This is a genomic window from Bradyrhizobium daqingense (assembly GCF_021044685.1).
GTDB classification, from domain to species: Bacteria; Pseudomonadota; Alphaproteobacteria; order Rhizobiales; family Xanthobacteraceae; genus Bradyrhizobium; species Bradyrhizobium daqingense.
Genome location: NZ_CP088014.1, coordinates 4819355 through 4846324 on the forward strand (window position 1 = coordinate 4819355; position 26970 = coordinate 4846324).

Annotated in this window: 25 protein-coding genes; 10 read left to right on the forward strand and 15 right to left on the reverse strand. The window is 64.4% G+C overall.

Features of this window, described 5'->3' with window-relative positions:
* Positions 1-181: 181 nt before the first annotated feature.
* Entirely contained in the window at positions 182-1081 is a 900-nt protein-coding gene (locus LPJ38_RS22705; RefSeq protein ID WP_145632227.1) for a LysR family transcriptional regulator, read from the reverse strand.
* 104 nt (positions 1082-1185) lie between these two features.
* Here LPJ38_RS22705 and LPJ38_RS22710 point away from each other — a divergent pair, with 104 nt between their 5' ends.
* Positions 1186-2175 (forward strand): zinc-dependent alcohol dehydrogenase family protein, encoded by a 990-nt coding sequence (locus LPJ38_RS22710; protein WP_145632224.1) that lies wholly within the window; start codon positions 1186-1188, stop codon positions 2173-2175.
* 77 nt (positions 2176-2252) lie between these two features.
* Here LPJ38_RS22710 and LPJ38_RS22715 read toward each other — a convergent pair whose 3' ends face one another.
* From LPJ38_RS22715 to LPJ38_RS22740, 6 genes are all read right to left on the reverse strand, one after another.
* Positions 2253-3569: an ABC transporter substrate-binding protein gene (locus LPJ38_RS22715; RefSeq protein WP_145632221.1), complete on the reverse strand. Its 1317-nt coding sequence runs from the start codon at positions 3567-3569 to the stop codon at positions 2253-2255.
* Between the two features lie 11 nt (positions 3570-3580).
* The gene (locus tag LPJ38_RS22720) at positions 3581-4450 is read right to left on the reverse strand and encodes a carbohydrate ABC transporter permease (protein WP_145632218.1); all 870 of its coding nucleotides are present in this window, start codon (positions 4448-4450) and stop codon (positions 3581-3583) included.
* Positions 4447-5397 carry a carbohydrate ABC transporter permease gene (locus LPJ38_RS22725; RefSeq protein WP_167520419.1) on the reverse strand — a complete coding sequence of 317 codons (951 nt, stop codon included), beginning with the start codon at positions 5395-5397 and terminating at the stop codon, positions 4447-4449. The genes LPJ38_RS22720 and LPJ38_RS22725 overlap by 4 nt, the downstream gene beginning before the upstream one ends.
* A gap of 1 nt (position 5398) precedes the next feature.
* Positions 5399-6247 (reverse strand): phosphodiesterase, encoded by an 849-nt coding sequence (locus LPJ38_RS22730; RefSeq protein WP_145632212.1) that lies wholly within the window; start codon positions 6245-6247, stop codon positions 5399-5401.
* 173 nt (positions 6248-6420) lie between these two features.
* Entirely contained in the window at positions 6421-6933 is a 513-nt protein-coding gene (locus tag LPJ38_RS22735; protein WP_145632209.1) for an SEL1-like repeat protein, read from the reverse strand.
* Between the two features lie 11 nt (positions 6934-6944).
* On the reverse strand, positions 6945-8420 hold the full coding sequence (locus tag LPJ38_RS22740) for a protein adenylyltransferase SelO (RefSeq protein ID WP_145632206.1): 1476 nt from the start codon (positions 8418-8420) through the stop codon (positions 6945-6947).
* A gap of 196 nt (positions 8421-8616) precedes the next feature.
* On the opposite strand from LPJ38_RS22740, the gene aspS reads away from it, so the two are divergent.
* Positions 8617-10389 carry an aspartate--tRNA ligase gene (aspS, locus tag LPJ38_RS22745; protein ID WP_145632203.1) on the forward strand — a complete coding sequence of 591 codons (1773 nt, stop codon included), beginning with the start codon at positions 8617-8619 and terminating at the stop codon, positions 10387-10389.
* A 188-nt stretch (positions 10390-10577) separates the two neighbouring features.
* On the opposite strand, the gene LPJ38_RS22750 is transcribed toward aspS, so the two are convergent.
* Complete coding sequence (locus LPJ38_RS22750) at positions 10578-12545, reverse strand: hypothetical protein (RefSeq protein WP_145632511.1); 1968 nt, start codon at positions 12543-12545, stop codon at positions 10578-10580.
* A 247-nt stretch (positions 12546-12792) separates the two neighbouring features.
* On the opposite strand from LPJ38_RS22750, the gene LPJ38_RS22755 reads away from it, so the two are divergent.
* Both LPJ38_RS22755 and LPJ38_RS22760 read left to right on the forward strand, forming a co-directional pair.
* The gene (locus LPJ38_RS22755) at positions 12793-15102 is read left to right on the forward strand and encodes an NADP-dependent malic enzyme (protein WP_145632200.1); all 2310 of its coding nucleotides are present in this window, start codon (positions 12793-12795) and stop codon (positions 15100-15102) included.
* A gap of 294 nt (positions 15103-15396) precedes the next feature.
* Complete coding sequence (locus tag LPJ38_RS22760; RefSeq protein ID WP_145632197.1) at positions 15397-15849, forward strand: DoxX family membrane protein; 453 nt, start codon at positions 15397-15399, stop codon at positions 15847-15849.
* 175 nt (positions 15850-16024) lie between these two features.
* On the opposite strand, the gene LPJ38_RS22765 is transcribed toward LPJ38_RS22760, so the two are convergent.
* The 4 genes from LPJ38_RS22765 to LPJ38_RS22780 all read right to left on the reverse strand — a co-directional run bounded on the left by LPJ38_RS22765 (position 16025) and on the right by LPJ38_RS22780 (position 20014).
* Complete coding sequence (locus tag LPJ38_RS22765; RefSeq protein ID WP_167520418.1) at positions 16025-16576, reverse strand: dihydrofolate reductase family protein; 552 nt, start codon at positions 16574-16576, stop codon at positions 16025-16027.
* 7 nt (positions 16577-16583) lie between these two features.
* Positions 16584-17606 (reverse strand): polysaccharide deacetylase family protein, encoded by a 1023-nt coding sequence (locus tag LPJ38_RS22770; RefSeq protein ID WP_145632194.1) that lies wholly within the window; start codon positions 17604-17606, stop codon positions 16584-16586.
* A gap of 163 nt (positions 17607-17769) precedes the next feature.
* Complete coding sequence (locus LPJ38_RS22775; RefSeq protein WP_145632191.1) at positions 17770-18339, reverse strand: glutathione peroxidase; 570 nt, start codon at positions 18337-18339, stop codon at positions 17770-17772.
* Between the two features lie 88 nt (positions 18340-18427).
* Positions 18428-20014 carry a L,D-transpeptidase gene (locus LPJ38_RS22780; protein WP_167520417.1) on the reverse strand — a complete coding sequence of 529 codons (1587 nt, stop codon included), beginning with the start codon at positions 20012-20014 and terminating at the stop codon, positions 18428-18430.
* 208 nt (positions 20015-20222) lie between these two features.
* Between LPJ38_RS22780 and LPJ38_RS22785 the strand changes: the two genes are divergently transcribed.
* Positions 20223-20771 (forward strand): CreA family protein, encoded by a 549-nt coding sequence (locus LPJ38_RS22785; protein WP_145632176.1) that lies wholly within the window; start codon positions 20223-20225, stop codon positions 20769-20771.
* Here LPJ38_RS22785 and LPJ38_RS22790 read toward each other — a convergent pair.
* Entirely contained in the window at positions 20761-20979 is a 219-nt protein-coding gene (locus LPJ38_RS22790) for a hypothetical protein (protein WP_145632163.1), read from the reverse strand. The two genes, LPJ38_RS22785 and LPJ38_RS22790, sit on opposite strands and share 11 nt — an antisense overlap.
* A 407-nt stretch (positions 20980-21386) precedes the next feature.
* On the opposite strand from LPJ38_RS22790, the gene LPJ38_RS22795 reads away from it, so the two are divergent.
* Positions 21387-21551: a hypothetical protein gene (locus LPJ38_RS22795; RefSeq protein ID WP_167520416.1), complete on the forward strand. Its 165-nt coding sequence runs from the start codon at positions 21387-21389 to the stop codon at positions 21549-21551.
* A 34-nt stretch (positions 21552-21585) separates the two neighbouring features.
* Positions 21586-21948 (forward strand): hypothetical protein, encoded by a 363-nt coding sequence (locus LPJ38_RS22800; RefSeq protein WP_145632505.1) that lies wholly within the window; start codon positions 21586-21588, stop codon positions 21946-21948.
* An 11-nt stretch (positions 21949-21959) separates the two neighbouring features.
* Here the strand turns inward: LPJ38_RS22800 and LPJ38_RS22805 are convergent, their stop codons facing one another.
* Both LPJ38_RS22805 and pdxR read right to left on the reverse strand, forming a co-directional pair.
* Entirely contained in the window at positions 21960-22205 is a 246-nt protein-coding gene (locus LPJ38_RS22805) for a DUF6719 family protein (RefSeq protein WP_061848361.1), read from the reverse strand.
* 67 nt (positions 22206-22272) lie between these two features.
* Positions 22273-23760, reverse strand: a complete 1488-nt coding sequence (gene pdxR, locus LPJ38_RS22810) for a MocR-like pyridoxine biosynthesis transcription factor PdxR (RefSeq protein WP_145632149.1) — start codon at positions 23758-23760, stop codon at positions 22273-22275.
* A gap of 72 nt (positions 23761-23832) precedes the next feature.
* On the opposite strand from pdxR, the gene LPJ38_RS22815 reads away from it, so the two are divergent.
* The 3 genes from LPJ38_RS22815 (at position 23833) to LPJ38_RS22825 (ending at position 26953) form a co-directional block, all read left to right on the forward strand.
* Positions 23833-24558 carry a pyridoxamine 5'-phosphate oxidase family protein gene (locus LPJ38_RS22815; protein ID WP_145632137.1) on the forward strand — a complete coding sequence of 242 codons (726 nt, stop codon included), beginning with the start codon at positions 23833-23835 and terminating at the stop codon, positions 24556-24558.
* Between the two features lie 54 nt (positions 24559-24612).
* A complete protein-coding gene (locus LPJ38_RS22820) occupies positions 24613-25890 on the forward strand; it encodes an ArgE/DapE family deacylase (RefSeq protein ID WP_145632125.1) in 1278 nt (425 codons plus the stop codon).
* 253 nt (positions 25891-26143) lie between these two features.
* Positions 26144-26953, forward strand: a complete 810-nt coding sequence (locus LPJ38_RS22825) for an alpha/beta hydrolase (RefSeq protein ID WP_145632113.1) — start codon at positions 26144-26146, stop codon at positions 26951-26953.
* Positions 26954-26970: the final 17 nt, after the last annotated feature.

The window sequence follows — 26970 nt, forward strand, 5'->3', positions numbered from 1 at the left end:
ACGCACATGGCGACCAGAGCCAGTCCCAGGAACTCGATAACCAACAGATCCACGGCGAAATCTCCAGAAACATTGATAGATTTGTCGGGGCTGTGTTGAGGGTCTGTTAATTCCCGTGGTTACCGCCGGCGGGCCGAGCCGGATGGTGGACGCGGGGTTAACGGCTCCCGCGGGGCCTGCGTCACGTCATCAGCTTCGGCAGGGCTGCGGTGAGGGCGTCCACGGCGGCGCGGACTTTTGGCGGCAAGCGGGGTGAGCGGGGCCACAATGCGTGGCAGTCGTACAGGAATTCGGGCTGCTCCGCGAACAGACCGACCAGTGCGCCGGTCTTAAGGCGCTCGCGGACCAGCCAATAGGGCAGCCAGGCGAGGCCCATACCTTGCGCGGCGGCGTCCGCGATCGCCTCGAGATCATCGAGCCTCAGCCGGCCTGACGGCATGATCTCGCGTGGAGGTTGGCTTTCTTGCGGAAACAGCCACGGCCGGACACGGCCCGAGCGGCGATAGATGATTGCCTGATGCGCGGCGAGATCGTCGATCGATCTGGGCTTTCCGTTGGCGCGCAGATACGAGCGCGCGCCGCACACCACCATGCGCTGGCTCGCGATGCGCCGTGTGATCAGGCCGGACTGGTCATCGAGATCGCCGGTCCGGATCGCAAGATCATAGCCGGCCTCGACCATGTCGGCGATCGGGTCGCCGAAGGAGAGGTCAAGATCGAGATGCGGATATTTGCGAGCGAGCTTCACCAGCAAGGGCGCGATGCAGTGCCGTCCCAGCAGCGCAGGCATAGTCACGCGCAGCCTGCCGCGCGGCTCGGACAGCCCGTCGGCCACGACGGCGTCGGCGGCTTCGGCCTCGTTGAGCACCGCGCGGCAGCGCTCGTAGTAGGCTTGGCCAGCCTCGGTCAGGCCCTGGCGCCGCGTGGTGCGGTTAAGGAGGCGAACGCCGAGGCGCTCTTCGAGGAAGCGAACATGCTTGCCGACCATCGGCCCCGACATCTCCAGCGCGTCGGCCGCTGCCGCGAACGAGCCGAGATCGACGGCCCTGACGAACACGGCCATACTGGTCAGGCGGTCCATGATTGAAAACTCCTGGTTTCGACTGTTGGCCTATTCAGGCGATTTATCCGCTTGAGCGCGGCCGGCATAGCTCGATTCAGTTCAACTGTTTTGGAGTGTAATCCATGGCGCGCGCCGTTCGCTTTCACCGGCATGGTGGTCCCGACGTGCTCTGCATCGAGACCGTCGACGTATCGTCGCCGGGGAAAGACGAGGTTCAGATCCGGGTCAAGGCGCTCGGTCTCAACCGTGCGGAAGCGCTGCTGCGCAGAGGCACCTATATCGAGACCGCGGCATTTCCGTCCGGTCTGGGCCTTGAGGCGGCGGGCATTATTGAGGCTGTTGGCGAAGGCGTCGCAAGCTTTGTTCCGGGCGACGCCGTCAGTATCGTGCCGCCGCTGTCGATGGTGCGATGGCCGGCCTATGCCGAGCTCGCGACGTTTCCGGCTGAGCTCGTCGTGAAGCATCCGCCCGAGCTGGGCTTCGAGGCAGCTGCCGCGGTCTGGATGCAATATCTGACGGCCTACGGGGCGCTGGTCGACATCGCCGGACTCTTGCGAGGGGACGTCGTCGCCATCACGGCCGCATCGAGCAGTGTCGGGCTTGCCGCCATCCAGATCGCGAACCGGATCGGCGCGGTCCCGGTCGCGTTGACGCGGACCTCGGCCAAGCGGCGCGCCTTGCGCGATGCCGGTGCCGCCCACGTGATCGCCTCGGACGAGGAGGATATCGGCGCGCGGCTCGCGGAGATCGCCGGTTCAAACGGTGTCCGCGTGGTGTTCGACGCAGTCGGAGGCCCTGCATTCGAACCGCTGACCGCGGCGATGGCGCCGGGCGGCGTCCTGATTGAATACGGGGGCCTGAGCCCCGCGCCGACGCCGTTTCCGCTGCTCAACGTGCTCAGCAAGAGCCTGACGCTGCGCGGCTATCTCGTGCACGAAGTCATCCGCGATCCAGCGCGTCTTGCGGATGCGAAGGCATTTATTCTCAGCGGGCTGTCGGACGGTTCGTTGAAGCCGATCATGGCCAAGACGTTCCGCTTCGACGAGATCGTCGAAGCGCATCGTTTCCTGGAATCGAACGATCAGTTTGGCAAGATCGTCGTGACGATCTAGACGCGCGCATCCCCGAAACGCATTCGGCGCCCCGCATGCGGAGCGCCGAAGTTCGTTTGCGCGATAAGCCGCCGGCCTTACGGCAGCTTCAGCGATGTCTCGTTGTACGGCTTCAGCGTCTCGTCCGCGGCCTTCTGGGCAGCGACCAACGCTTCCTTCGGCTGCTTCTTGCCGTTGAGGACCAGCATGACCTCGTCCTCGAGGTTCTTGCGGACGGGGACGGTCTTGTAGGTCGCGAACCAGGGCTTTGCGACGTCGAGCTGCTCGACGGCCGTCTTGGCGTCCGGGTTCTTGTTCAGGAAGTCCACCATCTCGGGCGTCTTGTAGGCGGCCATGTTGGGCGCGAAATAGCCGGTGGCGCGGCTCCACCAGCCACTCTTCTCGGGCGAGGTCATCCACTTGATCAGCGTCCATGCCGCCTTCTGCTTCTCGGCCTCGAGCCCGGCCGGGACGATCAGCGAGGCGCCGCCGATCGGCACCGCGTTGCGGACGTTGCGCGGGATGAAGGCGACCTTGTAGTTGAACTTGGCGTTGTCGCGCACGTAGGTGAGCGAGCCCGTCGAGAGCATCATCATCGCGGCGTTGCCGGAGATGAAGGAGGTGCTGACGGCAGGTCCGGGCGTAGCGCCTGGCGCATGCACCTTGTGCTTGTAGACGAGGTCGTTCCACCAGGTGAGCGCCCCCAGCATCGAGGGCGTGTCGTAATAGACCTCGCCGCCGAACTCCTCGTTGTAGTAGCGTCCGCCATTGCTCATGGTGAGCGTTTCCATCATCCAGCCGCAATAGTCGTAGGCGCAGGGGATCGCGATGCCCCATTGGGTCACCTTGTCGCCGTCGCGCTTGGTCAGCTTCTTGGCCCAGTCGGTGAGCTCGGCCCAGGTCTGCGGCGGCTTGTTCGGATCGAGACCGGCTTCCTTGGCCTTGTCGGCGTTGATGTAGAGCAGCGGCGTCGAATTGTGGAACGGTACGCCGTAGACCGAGCGGTTGATCACCGCATTGCCCTGCAGCGCGGGGAAGAACTGGCCGAGGAACTGCTCCTTGGTGCTTCCATCGGACTTGATCAGGGCATCGAGATTGGTGAGCTCGTTCTCGATCTGCATGTCGAGCAGGAAATTCGCTGACATGATCACGGCGGCCGGCGGCTTGCCGGCCTTGATCGCGGCGCGCGTCTTGATCAGCGTGTCGTCGTAGGAGCCGGTGTAGACGGCCGTCGCCTTGATGGCGGGATGGGTCTCGTTGAACTCCTTGATCATGGTGCCCATGTCGCGGGCGAGCTTGCCGTCAACGGGGACGGGGAAGAACAGGTCGATCTCGGTCGGACCTTCGGCCATCGCCGGGAAGGCGAGAGTGCTTGCCATAGCAAGACCCAGCATGAGCCTGCGGGAGAACAGCATCGGAAAATCTCCTATTTGATGCCTGAGGTGACGAAAGAGCTGATGAAACGCTTCTGGAAGATCAGGAAGGTGACGAGCAGCGGTGCGATGACCATGAGCGTGCCGGCGGCGATGGTGCCCCAGGCCTGCGTGCCTTCGGCCGTCGCAGTGAAGACGGAGAGGCCGACCGTGAGCGGCCGCTTGTCCGGCGAGTTGATCACCATCAGAGGCCACAGGAAGTCGTTCCAGTGGCTGGTCACGGAGATGATGGCGAAGGCCGAGAAGCTCGGCATCGACAGCGGCACGTAGATGTGGCGGATGCGCTGGAACAGGCCGGCGCCGTCGATCAGCGCGGCATCTTCGAGCTCGGTTGGAATGGCCTCGAAGGCCTGCCGCATCAGGAAGGTGCCGAAGGCCGAGGCGAAGAACGGCATCATGACGCCGGTCAGCGTGTCGTAGAGGCCGAGCTGTGCCACCAGGGTCAGGTTGGGCACGATCAGCAGGACCGGCACCAGCATCAGCTGCATCAGGAACAGGTAGAAGATCAGCGTCTTGCCGGCGAATTCGAGGCGCGCAAAGGCAAAGCCCGCCAGCGTGATGGTGACGAACTGCACCATGAGGATTCCGGCGCAGATGATCGTGGTGTTGAGCGTGTAGCGCGGGAAATCGCCGATCTCCCAGGCGTCCCTGACGTTGTCGAGCGTCGGCTTCAGGCTCGGCATCAGCTCGGCCATGAGGTTGAAGCCGTCGGAGGGCGGGCGCAGCGTCGCCACGCCCATCCACAGGAACGGGATCAGCCAGACCAGCGCGAGCAGGACGGTCAGCACGAAGCCGAGCTTCGGCGTGATCTCGTTACGCGTGGCGAGCGGGGCGTCCTTCCACAGCCTGTCGAGCAGCGTCATGGCCCGCCCTCGCGGTTCGCCAGCGTGCGGAAGGACAGCGCGGTAAGGCCCATCAGCGCGGCCAGCGTCAGCAGCGTCGCCGCCGAAGCTTTGCCGATGTCGTAATGCTCGACCGCCTGCTGATAGATGTAGAACAGCACGAGGTTGGTCGAATTCGCGGGGCCGCCCTTGGTCATGACGAAGACGTGGTCGACCTGCGTCACCGCATTGAGCGTGGCGATCACGATGACGAACAGGAAGGTAGGCTTGAGCTCCGGCAGGATGATGTAGCGCAGGCGCTGAAACGGACCGGCGCCGTCGAGATGCGCGGCTTCCATCACGTCTTCAGGGACAGCCTGGAGGCCGGCGAGGAAGAACAGCATGTAATAGCCGGCGTTCTTCCAGATCGTGATCACCATGATCGCCGACAGCGCGATATCGGGATCGCCGAGCCAGTTCGGCAGCACCGGAAGCAGCCGGCCGATGTAATAGTCGAGCAGGCCGACATTGGGCAGGAAGATGAACAGGAACAGCGCGGAGGCCGCGACCATCGGGATCAGCACCGGCAGGAACAGTGCGGCGCGCAGCGCGCTGGTCACAACGTTGGTGCGCGCGAGCGCGAGCGCAAACAACAGCGCCAGGCCGATGCTCGGGATCGCGGTGCCGACGGCATAGATGAGATTGTTGACGACCGCGCCGGTGAAGGCGGGGTCGGCAAGCACCGCACTGATATTGTCGAGGCCGACGAAGCGGACCGGGGCCTTCGGCGTCGTGCGCTGGTAGAGCGCATCGATGAGCACGCGGCCCATCGCGCCGTAGGTGAACAGCGCGAGGAAGATCAGCGACGGCAGCAACAGCAGATAGGCTGGCAGCGAAGCCTTGAAACCGCTGGAGTAGCGCTTGAGAACGTGCAAACGCGGTGCCGCCGAGTTCGCGACCGGGAGAGCCGCGGGTTCAGCGAAGCTCATCTCACCGCGCCGCGAACTTGAGCGCATAGTCGCGGCCGTCCATTCCCGCGGGCGGGTCGAACGGGAAGCGCAGACTGGTGTCGAGGAAGTCGTGGCTGTGAACGACCAGGTTCTCGTCGTCGATCAGCACCACGCCGTAGGCCGGCGGTTCGTGGCTCGCCAGATGCGGCGCGTCGGCATTGAGCTCGAACCAGACCTGGTGATTGGTGCCGCGCAGTGTGGAGAAGGGGATCTTGCCGTAGCTGCCGAAGATCGGCCGGTGCACATGGCCAAAGAAGAGATGGCGGATGCGGGCGCGATAGGGCGCGATGATCTCGGCGAACTCCGCGCTCTGCTTCAGCGCGATCTCGTCCATCGCGAGCACACCGACCGGGAAGGGCGGATGATGCATGAACACGACGAAAGGCATGTCGGCTGGCGCGGCCGCGAGCGTGCTCGCCAGCCAGCCGAGACGTTTTGAGCACATTTCGCCGGCATGGCTGGTCTCGTCCAGCGTGTCGAGGAAGACGAACAGGCCGTGCTCGGTGGTGCGCGTGCCCTGCACGAAGCCGTTGGCATCGCGCGGCGCCGCCTTCAACGCGTCGAGGCAGGTGACGCGCTTGTCGTGATTGCCGACCATGGCGATGTAGGGAATTTTCAGCGCCGCCATCGCCCCGGCGAAGTTGGCGTAGGACTCAGGCTCGCCCCAATGGGTGAGATCGCCGGTCACGACCGCGAAGGCAGCGTCGGACTGATGCTTGTTGATGTCAGCAATCGCCGCGTCCAGCCGGGCGCGCGGGTCGAGGCCGTAGAGCGTCGAGCCGGGGTTCGCGAGATGCGTGTCGGTGAGGTGGATGAACTTGAAGGGCATGGCGCGCCTAAATCGGGACGGTGGGAGGATCGGCGCCTCCGGCAAGACGGCGCTGTCAGCCCGTTAGAGCGCGTGTGTTTCAGTTTGATGACAGCGGTTCCGACGTCCACAGCCTGCGCCGCCTGGGTTACATTACGCCTGCGAGCAATCCACCCAACGGCACAACCTTAGGCTCAGGCATTCGGTTCGTGGCGCCGCTGTCTCTGGATGTGCTGGTAGAGCCTTTGCAACTCGTCCACGGCCTCGACACTTCCTTGCTGGACCGCATGCTTGTACCAGCGAATGGCTTCTTCAAAGTTCGGCCTGACGGACAGCGTGCCCATGACATATTTGCGGGCCAGCGCCAGAACATGAATTGGTCCGGCCCCTTGCTCGACCGCTTTCAGCAGGTGATCGAAGCACCGCTCGTCCTTCTCGAGATAGGGGAGGTTGCCGAGCCTTCGGTCATACGCGCTACTCAATTCGAGATGCGTTTCGACGTCTGCGGGGGCCATGGTGGTTTCGACCTCATCGATCAGACGATCGACCTCATCACGCACGAGGCCTGCATTCTCACCCATCTTCGCGAGCATCACGCGTGCGGACATGTTGCCTTGCTCGATCGCTTGGCGAACCAGCGTGAGCGCTTCCGAATAGCGTCGGGCAACAAGTAGTTCCGCCACTTCGAGGCGCCATTCGGGATGCATATTCCGCTTGCCTACGTCCCGCAGAACGTCTGCAGCACCCGCTGGTCCGGCAGCGGCGGATCGGCGTAGCTTGCATAGTCCGGCTGGTCCTCGAACGGCTTTGCCAGCACCTTCACCAGCTCCTCGAACGGCGCAAAATCGTCGTTGTTCACCGCGGCCTGGATCACGGCCTCGACGCGGTGGTTGCGCGGAATGAACAGCGGGTTGACCGCGTGCATCGCGGCTTGCCGCTCGGCCGCGCTCTGCGGCTCCAGTGCGATGCGCTCGTGCCAGCGCTTGGCCCACTCGTCGAAGGCTGCGGGGTCCATGAACTGCGCGCGCGCGTCGCCCGCCGCCGGATCGCCCGCGGCATCGCCGAGCTTGCGGAAGGTGAGGGTGAAATCGGCCTGGTTCTTGGCCATGGCGTCGAGCAGGTCCTGGATCAGCGCCTCGTCGCCGTCACGTTCCGTGAAAAGGCCGACCTTCCTACGCAGGCCGGCCTGATAGGCGGCGCTGAACTGGTCCGAGAAGGCGCCAAGGATGTCCTGGGCTTCCGCGATTGCCTTCTCCTGGTCGTCGGAGAACAGCGGCAGCAGGCATTCGGCAAGGCGCGTCAGATTCCACAAGCCGATGCGCGGCTGGTTGGCATAGGCATAGCGGCCCATCTCGTCGATCGAGGAGAACACCTGCGCGGGATTGTAGGTGTCCATGAAGGCGCAGGGGCCGTAGTCGATGGTCTCGCCGGAGATGGAGGTGTTGTCGGTGTTCATCACGCCGTGGATGAAGCCGACCAGCAGCCAGCGCGCGATGAGCTCGGCCTGGCGCGCAACGACCGTGGCGAGCAGGTCGTGATAGGGCCGCTTTGCTTGAAGGAGATCCGGGTAGTGGCGCGTGATGACGTGGTCGGCGAGCCGGCGGATCGCATCGGTATCGCGGCGGCCGGCGAAGAACTGGAAGGTGCCGACGCGGATGTGGCTGGAGGCGACGCGGGTCAGCACCGCCCCGGGCAGCGCAGTCTCGCGGATGACGTGCTCGCCGGTGACGACCGCAGCGAGCGAGCGCGTGGTCGGGATGCCGAGCGCGAACATGGCTTCGCTGACGATGTATTCGCGCAGCACCGGCCCGAGCGCGGCGCGGCCGTCGCCGCGGCGGGAGAACGGGGTGGGGCCGCTTCCCTTGAGCTGGATGTCGCGGCGAACGCCGTTCCGGTCGATGACCTCGCCGAGCAGGATGGCGCGGCCGTCGCCGAGCTGGGGCACGAAATGCCCGAACTGGTGGCCGGCATAGGCCATGGCGATGGGATCCGCCCCGGCGGGAACCGTCTTGCCGGCCAGGATCTCGGCGCCTTCCGGGGTCTCCAACAGGTCGGGATCGAGCCCGAGCTGGAGCGCCAGCGGCCGGTTCAGCTTGATCAGCCGGGGCGCGGCCACTGGGGTCGGCGCGACGCGGGCGAAGAAGCTGTCCGGCAGCGCCGAATAGGAGTTCTGGAAGGGGAAATGGACGGTCATGGGCTCAAGATAGGGCTGGAACGCCTGATGGCAAAGGCTCGGTCTCTGATAAGCCAGAAATGGGCCTTTCGGGTCCAAATCAGGCCGTTCGCTTGGTTGCCGCCTTGGTCCTCGTCGGGTAAACCCTGCCGCAACTTCGGACCGGTCGTTTCAGGCCGTTCGATTCGCTTCCTCCGACATTGATTTTGGGACGACCATGCATCGCTACCGGTCACATACATGCGGCGCGCTCCGCGAGAGCAACATCGGCGAGACGGTCCGCCTCTCAGGCTGGGTCCATCGCGTCCGCGACCATGGCGGCGTGCTGTTCATCGACCTGCGCGACCATTACGGCCTGACCCAGTGCGTGGTCGACCCGGATTCGCCGGCGTTTTCGCTGGCCGAGAAGCTGCGTTCGGAATTTGTGGTGCGGATGGACGGCAAGGCCCGCCGCCGCCCCGAGGGCACCGACAATGACGACCTGCCGACCGGCAAGGTCGAGGTCTATGTCAGCGAGATCGAGGTGCTCGGCCCCGCGGGCGACCTGCCGCTGCCGGTGTTCGGCGACCAGGAATACCCGGAAGACATCCGCCTGAAGTACCGCTTCCTCGACCTGCGTCGCGAGAAGCTACACCAGAACATCATGACGCGCGTCGAGATCATCAAGTCGATGCGCCGGCGGATGGAGGGGCAGGGCTTCTTCGAATTCAACACCCCGATCCTGACCGCGTCCTCGCCGGAGGGCGCGCGCGACTTCCTGGTGCCCTCGCGCATCCATCCAGGAAAATTCTACGCGCTGCCGCAGGCGCCGCAGCAGTACAAGCAGCTCCTGATGATGTCGGGCTTCGACCGCTACTTCCAGATTGCGCCGTGCTTCCGCGACGAGGACCCGCGCGCCGACCGTCTGCCGGGCGAGTTCTATCAGCTCGACGTCGAGATGAGCTTCGTCACGCAGGACGACGTGTTCGCGGCGATGGAGCCTGTCATCACCGGCGTGTTCGAGGAGTTCGCCAAGGGTAAGCCGGTGACGAAAGGCTGGCGCCGGATTCCGTTCGCGGAAGCCTTGCGCAAATACGGCAGCGACAAGCCGGACCTGCGCAACCCGATCGAGATGCAGGACGTCTCCGAGCATTTCCGCGGCTCCGGCTTCAAGGTCTTCGCGCGCATGCTCGAGGATCCCAAGAACCAGGTCTGGGCGATCCCCGCTGCAGGCGGCGGCAGCCGCGCGTTCTGCGACCGCATGAATTCGTGGGCGCAGGGCGAGGGGCAGCCCGGGCTCGGCTACATCATGTGGCGCGAGGGCGGCGAGGGCGCAGGTCCGCTTGCGAACAACATCGGGCCCGAGCGCACGGCCGCGATCCGCGCGCAGCTCGGCGTCAAGGAAGGCGATGCCGCCTTCTTTGTCGCCGGCGATCCCGACAAGTTCTGGAAGTTCTCAGGGCTCGCCCGTAACAAGGTCGGCGAGGAATTGAACCTCACCGACAAGGAGCGGTTCGAGCTCGCCTGGATCGTCGACTTCCCGATGTACGAGTACAACGAGGACGACAAGAAGGTTGATTTCTCGCACAACCCGTTCTCGATGCCGCAGGGCGGCCTGGAGGCGCTGAAGGGCCAGGACCCCCTGACCATCAAGGCGTTCCAGTACGACATCACCTGCAACGGGTACGAGATCGCCTCGGGCGGGATTCGCAACCACGTGCCGGAAGCCATGGTGAAGGCGTTCGAGATCGCCGGTTACGGCGAGCAGGAAGTGGTCGACCGCTTCGGCGGCATGTACCGCGCCTTCCAGTACGGCGCTCCGCCGCATGGCGGCATGGCCGCGGGCGTCGACCGCATCGTGATGCTGCTGTGCGGTACCACGAACCTGCGCGAGATCTCCCTGTTCCCGATGAACCAGCAGGCCATGGACCTCCTGATGGGCGCGCCGTCGGAAGCCACGACGAAGCAGCTCCGCGAGCTGCACGTGCGGGTGAACCTGCCGCAGAAGTGAGGCTTTCACCGCCTCTCACCACGCTTGTCCCGCCGAAGCTTTAGCGTAGGCGGATGTAGGGAAAGGCTGCCTCCACCTCGTCATTGCGAGCGCAGCGAAGCAATCCAGAGTCTTTCCGCGGAGAGACTCTGGATTGCTTCGTCGCAAGCTCCTCGCAATGACGAGGAAGAGAGAGCGGCCTCTCTCTCCTACAGCCCCGTCGACGCCTCGATCCGGAACTGCCCCAGTGCGAGGGTCGGCTCGCTCTTCATGACGTCCATGAGCTGAGCCACCGGCACCTTGCCACGCGGGGTCAGCTTGAGGGACAGCGTTTGCCCCGAGGTCGAGACGAAGTCGGCGAGGACGTCCGCTGCGGTCTTGGCGTCGCGATTGGACGCCGCGAGCTTCTCGCCCTGCGCGCGGATCATCTCGACGAGCGCACCGCGCGCTGCGTCGCGGCTGACGTTCTGCATGCGCGAGAATTGCGCCACGACCAGATCGACGGCGCCGCTGTCGCGCAAGGAAAGCTCGATCGCGCCGGCCTCGATCCGCCCGGCATCGCTCATGGCCTGCGCCGGATCGGTCGTGAACACGCCGCGCGGCACGTTGGCGAGCGCGAAGCGGGCCTGTGCCTTGGCAAGATTGCCGAGATCGATCGTGGCGGGCGCGAGCGCAAACGCACCCGATGACTCCGTCCAGGCGGCACCGAGATCGAGGTCGATGGCGAGCTTGTCGACACCCGCCATGATCAGCGGCCGGTGTACCGGGCTGGCGGGATCGGTCGGCGCGACCATCTTCACGACCAGATTGGCCTTGCTCGGGATCGATCCGACCAGCTGCCCCCAGTTCAGGCTGAGCGTGTCGATGGTGACGAACTGGCGTGCGCTCTTGTAGGGCGCCACCACGCCCTTGATCTCGGCGCCTTCGAGCACGCGGAACAGGCCCAGCATCTGATCGGGCGAGGGCGGCTGTCCCGGCGTACTGAGGCTCGCCGCCCATCGCATCAGATTTGCTGCTCTGAAGGATTTCAGCGCGAAGCGCTCCATCTTGAGCTGCCCCTGTGGCAGCGGCATGTCGAGCCCTTCCAACGCGATCCTGTCCGGATCGTATTTGATCGCATTGAGCCGACCGGTCCCTTGCGGCGTCTCCACGGTTTGCTTGCCGATTTCGGCCTTGCCGATCTGAAAGCCTTCGAAGGACTCCGCGACTTTCGCGAGTATGTCGCGCGACTGCGCCGGCGTCGGGATCGCGCCGTCCGCCGGCATCAGCGCGATGATCTCGGCCAAGCGGAATTTCGAGGGGCGGATCGCAATGTCGTCCAAGCTGAAGCCGTCGATCTGAATGCGCGACCCCGGTCCCATCGTGACCGCGTATGAATTGGCCGAGATGCGGCGATAGATTCTGTGGAAATTGTCGTCGCTCGGCTCTTGCTGATCGAGCGCGATCCTTACGGCGGTTGCGTCGAAATCGGAGATGGCCAGGCCCGACAATTCGCCGGTCATTTTCGCGGGCTTGCCCGGCGGGGGCATGTCGAGCGTAAAGGTGACGCGCTCCGTCTTCGCCGCCTCGATCTGGCCGCGCTTGACGTTCTCTGCCGACAGGCCCGAATAGACATAGTCGCCGCTGCCGGGATTGCCGCTGCCTGCATCGACATTCACTGCGAGGGTCGGCACCGTGATCGAGGTCGCCGAAACGCTCGCGTATTGCGCCAGCATGAAGCGGTACATGTCGATGATCGAGCCAGACAGTGGCGTGGTGTCTGCACGGGTCGGGCCGGAAAAGTCGCGGGCGCTGATCTGCGGCATCTTGTAGGTCGCTTTCAGCTTCATTCGCTCGTTCGCCGCGAAGGCGACCTCGACGCCTGACGCCTCAATGGTGTCGGCCGAGAAGCGGGCCTCGTCCGGCTGGCGCACACCGACGGCCGTGACCTTCGCAACCCTCACGTTGGCGAGTTGCGGCTGCGCGGGCTCGATTGCGATGTCCTCGATCGTCAGCGTGCGGGTCGTGAATTCGAACGAGACCTTGCCGTGGCTCGCCTTGCCGCCGCCCGAGCGCATCCGCTCGAAGGCTGCCTCGACCTCGCTGGTCGCCCGGTGCTGGACGTAAAGATTGAAGCTGAACCATCCGCCCGCGCCGAGCGCGGCTGCCACGATCAGCCCGATCAGGATTCGCTTCATTCCATTGCCCCAGTTGCCCTTTTGGATCGCACAACCTGGCATATTCGCGAAACGGCGGGTGGTCCAGGGAAAGCTATCGTTATCAATTATTTGACTACGCGTCTTGTTGATGGGGTCGCAATCGGATGTTGCCACCAGGGCGGCTGGCGTGCTTCATCCCGTTTCCATGACCCGGAAATTCCGTTCATCTTGGGCGGTCGCACCGGATCAGGCATTTTGAGGCCGGTAACGCGAAGCGAGACACCGCATGTCGTCCTATTCTGATGATCTCCACAAGGCGGCGCTCGCCTATCACCGTCTGCCGCGTCCCGGAAAGCTCGAGATCCAGGCGAGCAAGCCGCTCGCCAACCAGCGCGACCTCGCGCTCGCTTACTCTCCTGGTGTTGCCGCCGCCTGCACCGAGATCGCCAAGAACCCCGCCGAGGCCGCCTCGCTCACGACCCGCGCCAATCTGGTCGCCGTGGTCTCGAACGGCACCGCCGTGCTCGGGCTCGGCAATATCGGTCCGCTGGCCTCCAAGCCGGTGATGGAAGGCAAGGCGGTTCTGTTCAAGAAATTCGCCGGCATCGACGTGTTCGATATCGAGATCGCCGCCGACACCATTGACCGCGTGGTCGAGACGGTGGCGGCGCTCGAGCCGACCTTCGGCGGCATCAATCTGGAAGACATCCGCGGACCGGAGTGCTTCGAGATCGAGGCGCGCCTGAAGGAGCGCATGAAAATCCCGGTCTTCCATGACGACCAGCACGGCACCGCGATCATCGTCGCCGCCGCCATCACCAACGGCCTCAGGTTGAACGGCAAGAAGCTGTCCGACGTCAAGATCGTGGCGTCGGGGGCAGGGGCCGCGGCCATCGCGACGCTGAACCTCCTGGTGTCGATGGGCGCGCAGCGCAAGAACATCTGGGTTTGCGACATCGACGGCCTCGTGCATGAAGGCCGCAACACCTCGATGGACCGCTGGAAGGCGGTCTACGCCCAGAAGACCGACAAGCGCACGCTGGCCGACGTCATCGGCGGCGCCGACATCTTCGTCGGCCTCTCGGCGCCCGGCGTGCTCAAGCCCGAGATGGCGAAGGCGATGGGCGACAAGCCGCTCATCATGGCGCTCGCCAACCCCGTACCGGAGATCATGCCGGAGGAGGCCCGCAAGGTGCGCCCCGACGCCATGATCTGCACCGGCCGTTCCGATTATCCGAACCAGGTAAACAACGTCCTTTGCTTTCCCTTCATTTTTCGCGGCGCGCTCGATGTCGGCGCCAGCGCCATCAACGAGGAGATGAAGCTCGCCGCCGTCGAGGCCATCGCCCAGCTCGCGCGCGAAGCGCCGTCGGACGCGGTGGCGCAAGGTTTTGACACCGGCGAGACGCAAGGCTTCGGTCCGGGATCGCTGATCCCGAGCCCGTTCGATCCGCGGCTGATCCTGCGCATCGCGCCCGCCGTCGCCAAGGCGGCCATGGAATCGGGGGTGGCCACGCGGCCCATCACCAATTTCGACGAATATACCGCGTTGCTCGAGCGCTTCGCCTTCCGATCCGGCCTCGTGATGAAGCCGATGTTCGCCAAGGCCAAGACCCAGCCGGTGCGCGTGATCTACGCCGAAGGCGAGGACGAGCGCGTGCTCCGCGCCACGCAAGTTGTGCTGGAGGAAAAGGTGGCGCGGCCGATCCTCGTCGGCCGTCCTTCGGTCGTCGAGGCGCGCATCAAGCGCTTCGGCCTGTCGATCAAGGCGGGCAAGGATTTCGATCTCGTCAATCCCGAGGACGACCCGCGCTATCGCTCCTATGTGCAGTCCTATGTCGAGGTCGCCGGCCGCCGCGGCGTGACGCCTGATGCGGCGCGTACCGTGGTGCGCACCAACAACACCGTCATCGCAGCGCTCGCAGTGACGCGCGGAGAGGCCGATGCGATGCTCTGCGGCGTCGAGGGCCGCTATATGAGCCACCTGCGCCATGTCCGCGAGATCGTCGGCTTCTCGCCCGGTGTCAGTGACTATGCCGCGCTGGCACTGCTGATCACCAGCAAGGGCGCCTTCTTCATCGCCGACACGCAGGTGCGCCCCAATCCGAGTGCCGAGGAGCTCGCCGAGATCGCCTCGCTCGCGGCCGTTCATGTGCAGCGTTTCAACATCAAGCCGAAGATCGCCTTCGTCTCTCACTCCGATTTCGGCAGCTACGATACCGACTCCTCGCGCAAGATGCGCCGGGCGACCCAGTTGCTGAAGGACAAGCATCCGGAGATCGAGGCCGACGGCGAGATGCAGGGCGACACCGCACTTTCGGCCGCCGCGCGGAGGATGGTGCTGCCGCACTCCAAGCTCGAGGGCGAGGCCAACATCCTGATCATGCCGACCCTCGATACCGCCAACGTCGGCTATCAGATGATCAAGTCGCTGGCGGACGCACTCCCCGTCGGCCCGATCCTGATCGGTCCGGCGCGCCCGGCGCACATCCTCACGCCATCGGTGACCGCGCGCGGCATCCTCAACATGACCGCGGTGGCGGTGGTCGAAGCGCAGGAGCGCGCGGCCCGGCAGCAGCCGACGTTGTTCACGTAGTAGAACGTAGTCCCTCAACTGTTCGGAGTGCTTACGCGCCGCAAACTCGTCATGCCCGGGCTTGACCCGGGCATCCACGTCTCTCTCCTGCGAAGCAAGTCGTGGATGGCCGGGACGCCGAGAGCATTGCGGCCAATCACACCGGTTCGATTCCGCTAGGGAGCGCCAATCGAATGACGCAGCGCCAACTTTGAATTCCTCGCAGGTCTCCGTTTCCCTATTTGTAAACCGGCGCACGACTCTTCATAATCCACTCACGCGTTCCCTGCTCAGCGCTTTGCCAAGAGGCCGATCATGCCAGCGTTCGTGACTTTCGGGCGAATCCTGTTCGCCGTCCTGTTCGTCTACACTGGCGCGACCAAGCTGTTCGCTATCCAAGCGACCGCAGACTTCATCGCTACCAAGGTCGTGGTGCCCGAGGTGATCGCGCCTTACGCCAAGCAGGTCGAGACCGCGACCGCAATGACCACGCCGCAACTGCTCGCGATGGCGGTCGGAGGGCTCGAGGTCATCGCCGGCCTCATGATCGCGCTGAATTTCGGTGCGCGCTTCTTCGCGATGCTGCTGATCATCTATGTCGCGGTCTCGACCGTGCTGTTCTACGATTTCTGGAACATGGCGGCGCCCGAGAACGCCAAGATGCTGGTCGACGCGCTCAAGAACCTGTCGATCATCGGCGCGCTCTGCATGATCATCGGCTACGGACGCACAACGCGTCCGGCCGAGGCGGCCTACGGCGACGTGTAGCGGTCAATCCGCCCTAGGAGCGGCTCTTTGCAGATGCGCTAGCCAGCTTCGCGCCGGCCGCCGGTGGCACCAATTTTTGGTTAGATCAATAAGCAACATACGGCGCGGTATCACCATGCCGGTACTGCGCATGGGGTTGTTTCTCCATTTTGGTTTGAGCGGCCTCGTGAGACGGCTATTTCCGCTGCCACGGGGTCACGGTCACCTTATGTGCCGCGTCGAGCAAATACGGCGCACCGGGCCTCATCCCGTGCGACGTGAGAATGTCATGCGGCGTCCGCTCGGGGACGCCGACAAAGCAGCCTTCGCCGCCGGGCAATCGTACCTGCGGGGCTTCCGACAGCCAGAACGTATCATAGCGATCCATGAACATGTCGAACACGACCGGGCCGCCGATGACGGCGACCAAGCCAGAGGCGACGTCGGCGAAGGCGCAGGCTTCCTCGAAGCTGGCACGTTCCGGATTCCACAATGTCGCGTTCGGCATTTCAGGATCGACGGTCAGCGCCTTGATTTTGCGGGTCAGGAGCAGGCGTTTGCGCTGGGGCGAATTCGGCTGCTGTTCGTGCGAATTGCGGCCGTGCACGATCAGCGCGGCGCGGTCGAGCGACTGCTCGAAGAACAGCTTGTCGCCTTCAAACTTCAGGCTATCGGGCATCACATGACCAGCGTCGGCGAGCATGCCGTCCGCGGAGACGATGACGTAGCCTTCGAACCGGAAAGACAATTGCTGTCTATTCGGAAACGGTCGTCACCACGGAATTGACCGGGCGCTGGCTCACCGTGGGCAGCTTGAGGTCCTTGACCAGCTCCTGCTCGTATTCGGGCAACGTCGAGGCCGGGAATTTCGCGCGCATCGCCACCACCTTGTAGCCGCCGGCCTTCAGGCGCTTGAGTAGTTCCGGCAGGGCCTCGGCAGTGTGCTTTTGGAAGTCGTGCATCAGGATGATGCCCTTGCCTCTGGTGTCGAGCTTCTTCATCACGGTCTCGACGATCTTCTCGGGCTTGGACGCCTTGAAGTCGAAGGAGTCGATGTCGCAGGAGAAGATCCCGACGTTGCGGTTGCCGAGATAGGTGACCATCTCCGGCGGATGCTGGAGCGCCGGGAAGCGGAAGAACGGCGCCGGCGAGACGCCGCCCAGCGCCCACTTCACCGCCGCAAAGCCCTTCTCGATCTCGTCCTTGCGCTGTGCCTCGGTGAACTTCTTGTTGTTGAGGTTGGCGTGCGACCAGGTATGGGCGCCAACCGTGTGCCCGGCCGCATAGACCTGCTTCAGGATCTCCGGCTCATAGGTCGCGTGCTTGCCGATGATGAAGAAGATGCCGGTGGTGCATTCGTCGGCGAGAGCCTTGAGCACCGCAGGCGTGTTGCGTGGCCAGGGGCCATCGTCGAAGGTCAGCACCACCTCCTTGTCGCGCAGGAAGTCGAGCTCCTTGAAGTGCTCGAAGCCGAAGCCCGGACCCCCCGTGGTGTCGATCTCGACGGTGCGGGCGACGCCGAGCGCGCCCGGCGTGTTGCAGGCCGCGCGTGCCGGCTGTGGCGCCTGTTTCGGTGGCGGCGGATTGACGAAGCCGGCTGGCGCTGCAGCCACGGCCGGGGCGGGAGCCGGCGCAGCTGCTGGCGCCGAAGTGGCCGGTGTCGCCGGCGGAGCAGCCTGCGTACTTGCCGCGGGTTTTGCGGCGGTCTGCGACCACGCCGCGCCCGTCATGGCCAGAGACATCGCGCCTGCCAATATCAGTCCTGCTGCCACGCGCATCGTGTTGTCCTCGAGATTGATCCCGTTGTTCCGCCGCGGCTTTTCGCTCGCGACAAACCGTCCTGCCCAAACCATCCTAGCCTAGATGGTGGGCCCTCGTCATTGCAACGGCTGTTTGATGCCGCGCCACAATTGTGCCCAACCGGATTGGGCGCGACCGGAGTCAGCTGTCGGCCAACGCCTTGGCGATGGCGGTTTTGACGCGCGTATCGGTCGGCGCGACGGCGGACGGAAAGACCTCGGCGATATAGCCATCTCGCCCGATCAGATATTTGTGGAAGTTCCACTTCGGAACCTCCCGCGGCCGCGCGTCAGCGGCCCATTTATAGAATGGGTGCGCCTTCGATCCGATCACGGCCGACTTGCCCGTGACCGGGAAGGTAACGCCGTATTGGTGGTGCGCGGTCTCTGAAATCTCGCTGGTGCCGCCGGGCTCTTGGGCGCCGAAATCGTTGGAGGGCACGCCGATGACGGTCAGCCCGCGCTCGCGAAACTCGCCCCAGAGCTCCTGCAAGCCCGCATATTGCGGAGTGTAGCCGCAGAGCGAAGCGGTGTTCACGACCAGCAGCGGCTTGCCGGTGAAAGCGGCAAGGCGGATGTCGTCGCCGGACAATGCGGGGAAGGAGAAGGCGTAGGCCGAGATCCGGCTCATGCCGCCATCGGCCAACGCGCGTGTCGCTGGCATCATGGCGCCGGCAAGCGCCGCGGTGAGCAAGGTTCTGCGATTCATCATGACGGCGTCCCCGAAATGATCCACGGCGGACATTACTCCGCCGCTGCGATCTCGCGCGTCAACACCGCGTTATCGGGAGCGATGCAGCTCAGTACAGGCGGACGATGAAGTCGGTGCCTTCGCCGGTCTCACCCTGGTTGATGCCCTGGTCGGACACGATGATCGAGCCACCCGTGGTCAGCATCTCGTTGATCCTAGCCACGGTGTCGGCGGGGATCATGATGCGGTCGAGAGCTTCGGCCGGACTGTCCGGCGTGACCACCGGCTTTGCAGCGACGGGGATCACGGCAGCGCCGCCCTTGCGGCGCAACACGCGTCCGTCGTCATCGCGCACGGCTGCGCGAACGGAGACCGGCAGCGACACCACCGACCAGCGCAGCGTATTGGAATCGGCTTTGTCGAGTTCGGCGGTGAAGACATGCGTGCCGAGCGGCCGGTCGCTCGGGGCAATAGTGACGGGCACCTCGAACAGCGGCGCGAAATTCTGCCGCACGTAGAGCTTGGAATCCTTGCGGCTGATGAAGACGGCGATCTGGCCGGCGCGCTTCGGCGCATCCGGCTTTGCCGCAGGCGCGGGATCGGCCATCCGGGTCTCGTCCTTCTTCACGTCAGGTGAGGCGGTGAGCGCCGGCGCGTCGGTCTTGGTGGCGTCCGGCTTGTCGGTCGTCTTCGAAGCCTTCGGCGCTTCCGCGGCGTCAACAGGCTTCGCGTCCGTGGCTGCTGGTTTGGCGGATACGTCGGACGACGACTTGACCGCATCGGAGGCCTCCGCGGTCCTGGTCTCGGTTCTGTCGGCTGGGGCAGCTGCGTCCTCGCGTGCGGGCGCATTGCCGGTCGTCACATCCGACATCACGGTGTGGCCGAGCGAAGTGCGCAACTCGAGCACGCTGTCCGCACTGGCAGTCTTCCTTTCGAGCGGCTTGGTTTCAGTGATCTTGGCTTCGGCGGACGTCGCTTGCGCACCCTTATCCGCCTTGTCGCCGGCATTGATCTGCGGCGCGAGGCTGGCAGCGGGCTGCGGCGGCACGCGCACCGAGGCGAGCAGCGGATGCGAGAAGTTTCGCGGCGACATCTGGCCGGGCGTCACGATCACGCGCGCGCCCATCCGGGTCCAGTTCCACATCTTCATCGCGAACGCCATCGGCATGCGGATACAGCCGTGCGAGGCCGGATAGCCCGGCAGCGCGCCGGCATGCATGGCGACGCCGGACCAGGTGATCCGCTGCATGTAGGGCATCGGCGCGCCGCTATAGATGTTGGAGTGGTGGAATTTGTGCTTCTGGATGATGCTGAACACACCCATCGGCGTCGAATGGCCCTTCATGCCGGTCGACACCGGAGATTCCGCGAACAGGCCGTTGCTGTCGTAGACCGCGACCTTCTGCCGCTCGATCGAGACGACGATGACCAGCGGTCCCTGCGGCTTGGTGCCCGCTTCCTTCTGGACGACGGTATCCTTCTTGGCCGCGTTGGTACGCTTCTGAGGCTTCTGCGGCTGTATCTCGGGGCGCCGATCCTGCCGGGCGTAGTAGGAGCCGTCGGAATAATCCGTCCAATAATAATACGCTGCGTCCGCCTGACTTGCCGTACCGATCGCGCCTGCCGCCGTCAAAAAGGCGATCTGCCACAGCCGCGCCGGCTTGCTGGAAGAAGCGGCCCCGTTCACGCTATTCATCCTCGAATCCATCATCCAAATCAGACGTTAGTCTCACAAAGGGGATACGCGTTCACCAGCAGCGCGGTTCTGCCATCAGCTACATTTGTCCAAGGCGTAGCAAAAAAGCCTCACAGAGCGGTAAACGGCGGTCACCTCCGGGGGCATGTCATCTTCCTGTCGGGCTGTCGCATTCCTACATTGCGGGGACTTGTTACCGGAGAACTTCATGTCATCTCGTTTCCCTGGTCTTGCCGGCATCCGCTTGAAAGGCCTCGCCTTATTGCTTCTGGCTCTGGCTGCGCCGGCGGCGTCCGCCCAAGCTGCCGACGAGCCGGATCTGATCTTCCGCCGCTCGACCGTGTTCAAATGGATGAGCCCGAACGACAAGCTCGCGACCTATGGTCTCGACGATCCCGAGGTCGAGGGTGTGGCCTGTCATTTCACGGTCCCGGAGAAGGGCGGCTTCAAGGGCTGGCTGGGCCTTGCCGAGGAGGTCTCGGACATCTCGCTCGCCTGTCGTCAGGTCGGCCCGATCAAGTTCAAGAACAAGATGGAGCAGGGCGACGACATGTTCCGCCAGCGCCGCTCACTGTTCTTCAAGAAGATGCAGATCGTGCGTGGCTGCGACACCAAGCGCAACGTGCTGGTCTACATGGTCTATTCGGACAGGCTGATCGAGGGATCGCCGAAGAACTCGACCTCGACGGTGCCGATCATGCCGTGGGGACCTTCGGACGCCAACGTGCAGAAGTGCGGGGAGTTCTTCACTCACTGACGACGGCGCGGCTGGCACGCGGCTTTGCCAGATGCGAACCGGTCAGCCGCACGAATGTCTGCGGCGCGGCTTCAAAGCCACGGTTTGATTGCAGCGCCATTTCGCCAGTGGATTTGGCGCTGCCGCGAACGGATCCTTGATCTCCACGGCCGGTCCGTTGGTCCGCCTCGCGCGTCGTTGCGCGATCTGTCGCCATCATGATGGCCATCCCTCAAATACACGCGCCCGGTGAGCCCGGGCGTCTCGGTTTCGATGGCTTGGGTCGCAGCCGAAGCGCCCCCGGTTCGACAGGCCCAGCCTTCGTTCGGCTTCTCTTCAGCAGAAAAACGTAAAATGCATGTGAAGCGCGTAAGGCGCGAGCATGACGACGCCTGTCTTGGAGTCTGGCCTCGAGCTCGGATGGAACTTGCCAGGCCGATTTGGGCCCTGGCGCGACCTAACTGAAATGATTGGGGTTTCCCGCCCAATGTTTCGTCGCACCGAATGTGTCGAAACAATTCGCGCGAAAGACGAAACCATTTTCCGCTTTTCGCGCATCACGGCCGAAACCGCCCATGGTTATCAGCTTCACAACGACGACGGCGCACTGCCGGCCACGAATTCGGAGACGAGACTATGCGCGCACTCAGCTTCATCCTTGCCTTCGGTTTCGTCCTCGCCGGCTCCTCCTTCGCAGGCACGCCCGATGGCAGTCTGCCCGGTGTCGGCACGTTCCAGTACAGTGGCTCGCCGCTGACGACCACCGCAGCGCAGCCGATCGTGCTCGCCGCGCGCCTCTGACTGCCAACCCGAAAATCAGCCGGCAATGGCCATCATGCTCGTTCGTTTCTGCGCCGCAGCGTTCATCTCCGTCCTGACGATCAGTGCCGCTCAGGCGCAGGTCCGCGCTCCCTCGAGGCTGCCGGATCCGCGTGGCGAATTCGTGCGTCAGTGTGCGCCACGGATGCTGGGGCGCTGGGAGCATCCCGAAGCGATTTGCACCTGTCTCCACGACCATGCGGCTGCCATGGTCGAGGATCGCGATTTGCGCGAGGCCCTGCTGCGCGGCATCAGCGAAACGGGCGTGCCGACGATCGAGACCGATTGGGTACCGACGTCCAAGCAGGGCGAAATCGGCCCGACCTTCACCAGGATCGCCAAGCCGACCCTGCAGTGCATGTTCGACCCGGCGAAGTAGCTCTCAGGTCTTCATTTGGTTTTCGGACCGTAGCGCGGCACGCAGGCGCTGGTCCGCGACACGCCCTTGTCGGTCATCTTCGCGCCGCGCACTTCCTTGACCTGACCTGCGGGGCAGGTTCCGTCATCTACGAGCACGCGCTGGCCAAGCTTGAGGTCGACGATGTCCTGCTCGCGGCCGACCGTTGCTGCGTGCGCCGTCGAGGCGAGCGCGAGGGAGATCAGGAGAGACAGGCAAGTCGCGCGGCGCAGCTGCATGGTGTGAGATCCGGTATCGATAGTCGCAATCTAGGAAGCGGCAGGCGATTCTCATAGTGAAGCTTCGTCACGCCCGCCGGGACGATTTGCTTCCGGCACTTTGGGCTGAGCGCGATTCCCGCGCCAGCCGTTCAGCCGAGGCGATCAATTGCGGAACCGCGTGGCCCGAAAATCCCAGCACGAAGCCGGGCAGGGGGCGTGCGCGTGAATAGGTGTCGGCCAGGAGCCAGCCCTCTGCACCAGCCGCCTGCTTCACCTCTGCCGCCACCCGCGGATCGACTGCGCGATCGAACCGGGCGACGAGGTGCAACCCTTGCGACGGCACCGGCACCGATAGTGCGCCGTCGGATCTGGTCTCCAGCGTCGCGGCCAGGGCATCACGCGCCTCGCGATAGAGCTTGCGCGTGCGCTTGAGGTTCGCCGCGAAGGCGCCGGAATTGAGCATGTCGGCCACGGCACCTTCCATCAGCGTGCCGGGAAAGCGGTCGAGCGCGGCGCGCGCGGCGGTGACGTTCCCGATCAGGCGCTCGGGCAGGGCGCAATAGCCGATGCGCAGGCCCGGAAACAGGGTCTTGGCGAAGGTGCCCATGTAGATCACGCGCTGCAGGTGATCGATGCCGGCCAGCGACATCAGCGGCGCGCCGTCGTAGCGGAACTCGCTGTCGTAATCATCCTCCAGCACGAAGGCGCCGGCCTGCTTGGCCCAGTCCAGCAGCTCGAGCCGCCGTGGCATCGACATCTGGACTCCCAGCGGAAACTGGTGCGACGGCGTGACATAGGCTGCGCGCGCAGACGACGCCATAGCGCGGCCCTTGGCCACGTGCAGGCCTTGCGCGTCGACGGGGATGGGCACGATGCGATATCCGCATTGGGCGATCGTCCGGCGCACGATGGGATAACCTGGGTCTTCGCACCAGACCCGGTCGCCGGCCTTCAGGATCGCGCTCAGCACGATGCGCAGCGCGTGCAGCGTGCCTGACGTGAGCATGATCTGCTCGGGGTCGCAGCGCAGGCCTCGCGCCGACAGCAGGTGATCGGCAATCGCCGCGCGCAGCTCGCGGCTGCCGCGGGGATCGCCATAGTGCAGATGCTCGGACCCGAATGCGCGCATGCGGCGGCCGACGAAAGCGCGGAACCGCTGCACGGCGCGCTCGTCGATATGGGTGCAGCCGAGCGCGAATGCGCCCTGCCGCGGTGCTTCGATCACGGCCTTGGGCGCCTTCGCCTCGGCCGCGCGCGCCGGAATCCGCGCTGCGACGAAGGTGCCGGAGCCGACTCTTGCCTCGGCAAAACCGTCGGCAATCAGCCGTTCATAGGCAGTGACGACGGCGTTGCGGCGGAAGCCCGTTTGCTTGGCCAATGTCCGCGTCGGCGGGAGCGGCTCACCGGGCCGGACGAGACCGGACACGATCATCTCGCATAGGGCCTGATAAAGCCGGTGCCCGGCGGAGGCGTCCGCCGTGATGTGCGGACCGGTCAGGTCGAGCGGCAGCTCGGGCTTCGACAGAGAAGCGGCCTTGGCCGGCGGCAGAGAATTGGTCGGAATTTTTTGCATGGAATTGGCACTATCGCAGACCAAATCCGCGGCTACAACTCTGTTGGATTGTTTCACTCCCGAGGAGCGGCCGTGAGCCAGGTTGAGATTTCGAATTCCTATCCGACGTCAGCCCGTAACCAAGTGAAGCGGCGTCACGACCGTGGCTTCTACGATCACGCGACCGTTCACCGCATCCTGGATTCCTCGATGCTGTGCCACGTCTCCTACGTGATCGACGGCCAGCCCTATTGCACGCCGACCTTCTTTTGGCGCGAAGGCACGAAGCTGTACTGGCACGGGAGCAGCGCCAGCCGCATGCTGCGCAGCCAGACCAGAGGCGAGCGCGTCTGTTTGACGGTCGCCCATCTCGACAGTCTCGTGCTGGCGCGCTGCGGCTTCAACCATTCCGCCGACTACCGCGCGGTGATGGCATTCGGCACCGCCTATCTCGTCACCGATCCCGAAGAGAAGGAGCGTGCGGTGATCGCGATGGTCGACCGCTTTTTCCCGGGCCGCACCGCGGGCCTGCGCCAGAGCACTGCGCAGGAGATCAAGGCGACCTCCTTCATCGCGATGGAGATCGAGGAGGCCTCGGCCAAGATCCGCGCCAAGGGCGTGGCAGACGACGACGAGGACTACGAATTGCCTGTTTATGCCGAGCGCATCCCGGTGCGCACCGTGCTCGGCGCGCCCGAGCCGTGTCCGCGCCTGCTCGACGGCGTCAGCCGTCCTGCGACGCTGGATGGCTATTCGGAAGGCCGACTGCTCGAAGATGCATTGCGGGATGCGTATTTTGTGGAGTACCCGAACGGCTGAAATCGGCTAGCTTGCGCTCCATCGATGATCTGAAGCCCCGATTGGAGTTGCCTGATGAATGCCGAAATGCAGCAGAGGATTCTCGACGCCGTCGACGCCGGCTTCGAAGCCCAGCTGGCGACCACGCGAGATTTCGTCGCGATCCCCTCGACCCGCGGGGCCGAGGGACCGTGCCAGGACATGATCGGCGACCTCCTGCGCGAGCGCGGCTACGAGGTCGACGACTGGCACATCAATGTCGACGACCTCAAGGATCTGCGCGGCTTCGGCCCGATCGAGCACGATTTCTCCAAGGCGCGTTCCGTGGTGGGGACCTACCGTCCGCAAACCAGCGCTGGCAAATCGCTGATCCTCCAGGGCCACTCCGACGTGGTGCCGGCAGGTCCGCTGGATTTGTGGGAGACGCCACCGTTCTCGCCCGTCATCAAGGACGGCAAGATGTTCGGTCGCGGCGCCTGCGATATGAAGTCGGGCACGATCGGCGCGCTCTATGCGCTGGATGCGATCAAGGCGGCGGGCTTGAAGCCGACGGCGCGGATCCACTTCCAATCCGTGATCGAGGAGGAGAGCACCGGCGTCGGCGCACTCTCGACGCTGCAGCGCGGTTATCGCGCCGACGCCTGCTTCATTCCCGAGCCGACCGGCGGCAAGATGGTGCGCTCGCAGGTCGGTGTGATCTGGTTCCGCCTGCGTGTGAAAGGGCACCCGACCCACGTGGCTTTCGCCGGCTCAGGTGCGAATGCGATCATGGCCGCCTATCATCTGATTCAGGCCCTGCAAAAGCTCGAGATCGAATGGAACGAGCGCGCGAAAGCCGATCGGCACTTCAAGACGCTCAACCATCCCATCAACTTCAACCCCGGCATCATCAAGGGCGGCGACTGGGCCTCCAGCGTCCCGGCCTGGTGCGACGTCGATTGCCGGATTGCCGTGTTGCCGGGCTGGTCGATCGCCGATCACCAGAAGGAGATCATGGCTTGCGTCGCGGCCGCTGCGCGCAACCACCGCTTCCTGGCCAACAACCCGCCTGAGATCGAATGGTCGGGCTTCCTGTCGGAAGGGTATGAACTAACCGACGCTGCCGCACCGGAGGCTGCGTTCGGCAAGGCCTTCAACAAAGTCTATGGCGGCGCAGTCGAAGACCTCGTGTTCACCGCGCTCACCGATACCCGGTTCTACGGCCTCAATCACGGCATCCCGAGCCTGTGCTTCGGTGCGAGCGGCGGCGAGATGCACGGCTTCAACGAATATGTCGACCTGGACTCGCTGAAGAAGACGACCAAGGCGATGGCGCTGTTCGTCGCGGAATGGTGCGGCGTGGAGAAGGCGTAGAGGCGAGCCCCGCCGTCTCCGCCGTCATTGCGAGGAGCCCTTGCGACGAAGCGATCCAGACTGTCGCCGCGGAGACAGACTGGATTGCTTCGCTGCGCTCGCAATGACGGAGTTGGCTGCCAGATCCTCATTTGTGCGGAAATATCTTGCCGCTCCACTGCCCAAATCCTTTAAGCTTAAAATAAAGACTAGGATGCCGCACTAACCGGTGGCAGACTGGTGCCCGTTCGCCGGACGAGTCCAGGGAGACACCATGCGCGATTGGGATGACGCTTATGCCAATTCGGCCCATATCCCGGGCTCGGACAAGATGCCGGCGCTGTGGGCGGAGCGAGCAGCGGCCTATCGTGCCGGGCTGAAAGATTTTCGTGCGGACATCGCCTATGGCGCCACCGAGCGCCAGCGCCTCGACCTGGTCCTGCCGGACGGTGACAGCAAGGGCCTCGTCGTCTTTGTGCATGGCGGCTATTGGATGCGCTTCGACAAATCGACCTGGACAGATCTGGCCGAAGGCGCGCGCCACCATGGCTGGACGGTTTGCTTGCCGAGCTACACGTTGACGCCGGCCGCGCGTATCTCCGACATCACGGCCGAGATCACAACTGCGATTGCCAAGGCGGCTTCGCTGGTCGCGGGGCCGATCCGGCTCGCCGGCCATTCCGCCGGCGGGCATCTTGTCACGCGCATGCTGTGCAACGACGGCCGGCTCGAGCCCGCCGTCTACGATCGCATCGCCGGCACGCTCTCGATCAGCGGCCTGCATGATCTGCGTCCGCTGCTCAAGACGAAAATGAACGAGACGCTGCGCATGACCATGGAGGAGGCGACGCTGGAAAGCGCGGTGCTGCATCTGCCGCGCGGAGCTTCGCCTGTGACCGCCTGGGTCGGCGGCAGCGAACGCCCGGAGTTCATCCGCCAGTCCGACCTGATTGCCAATGTCTGGACCGGTTTCGACGTGCCGACGCGCCTCGTCGTCGATCCCGGGCTCAACCATTTTACGGTGATCGATGGGCTCAAGGACCCATCGTCGCCGATCACTGCGCGCCTGATCGGCCTCGATTGACGCGGCAGGGATGATTG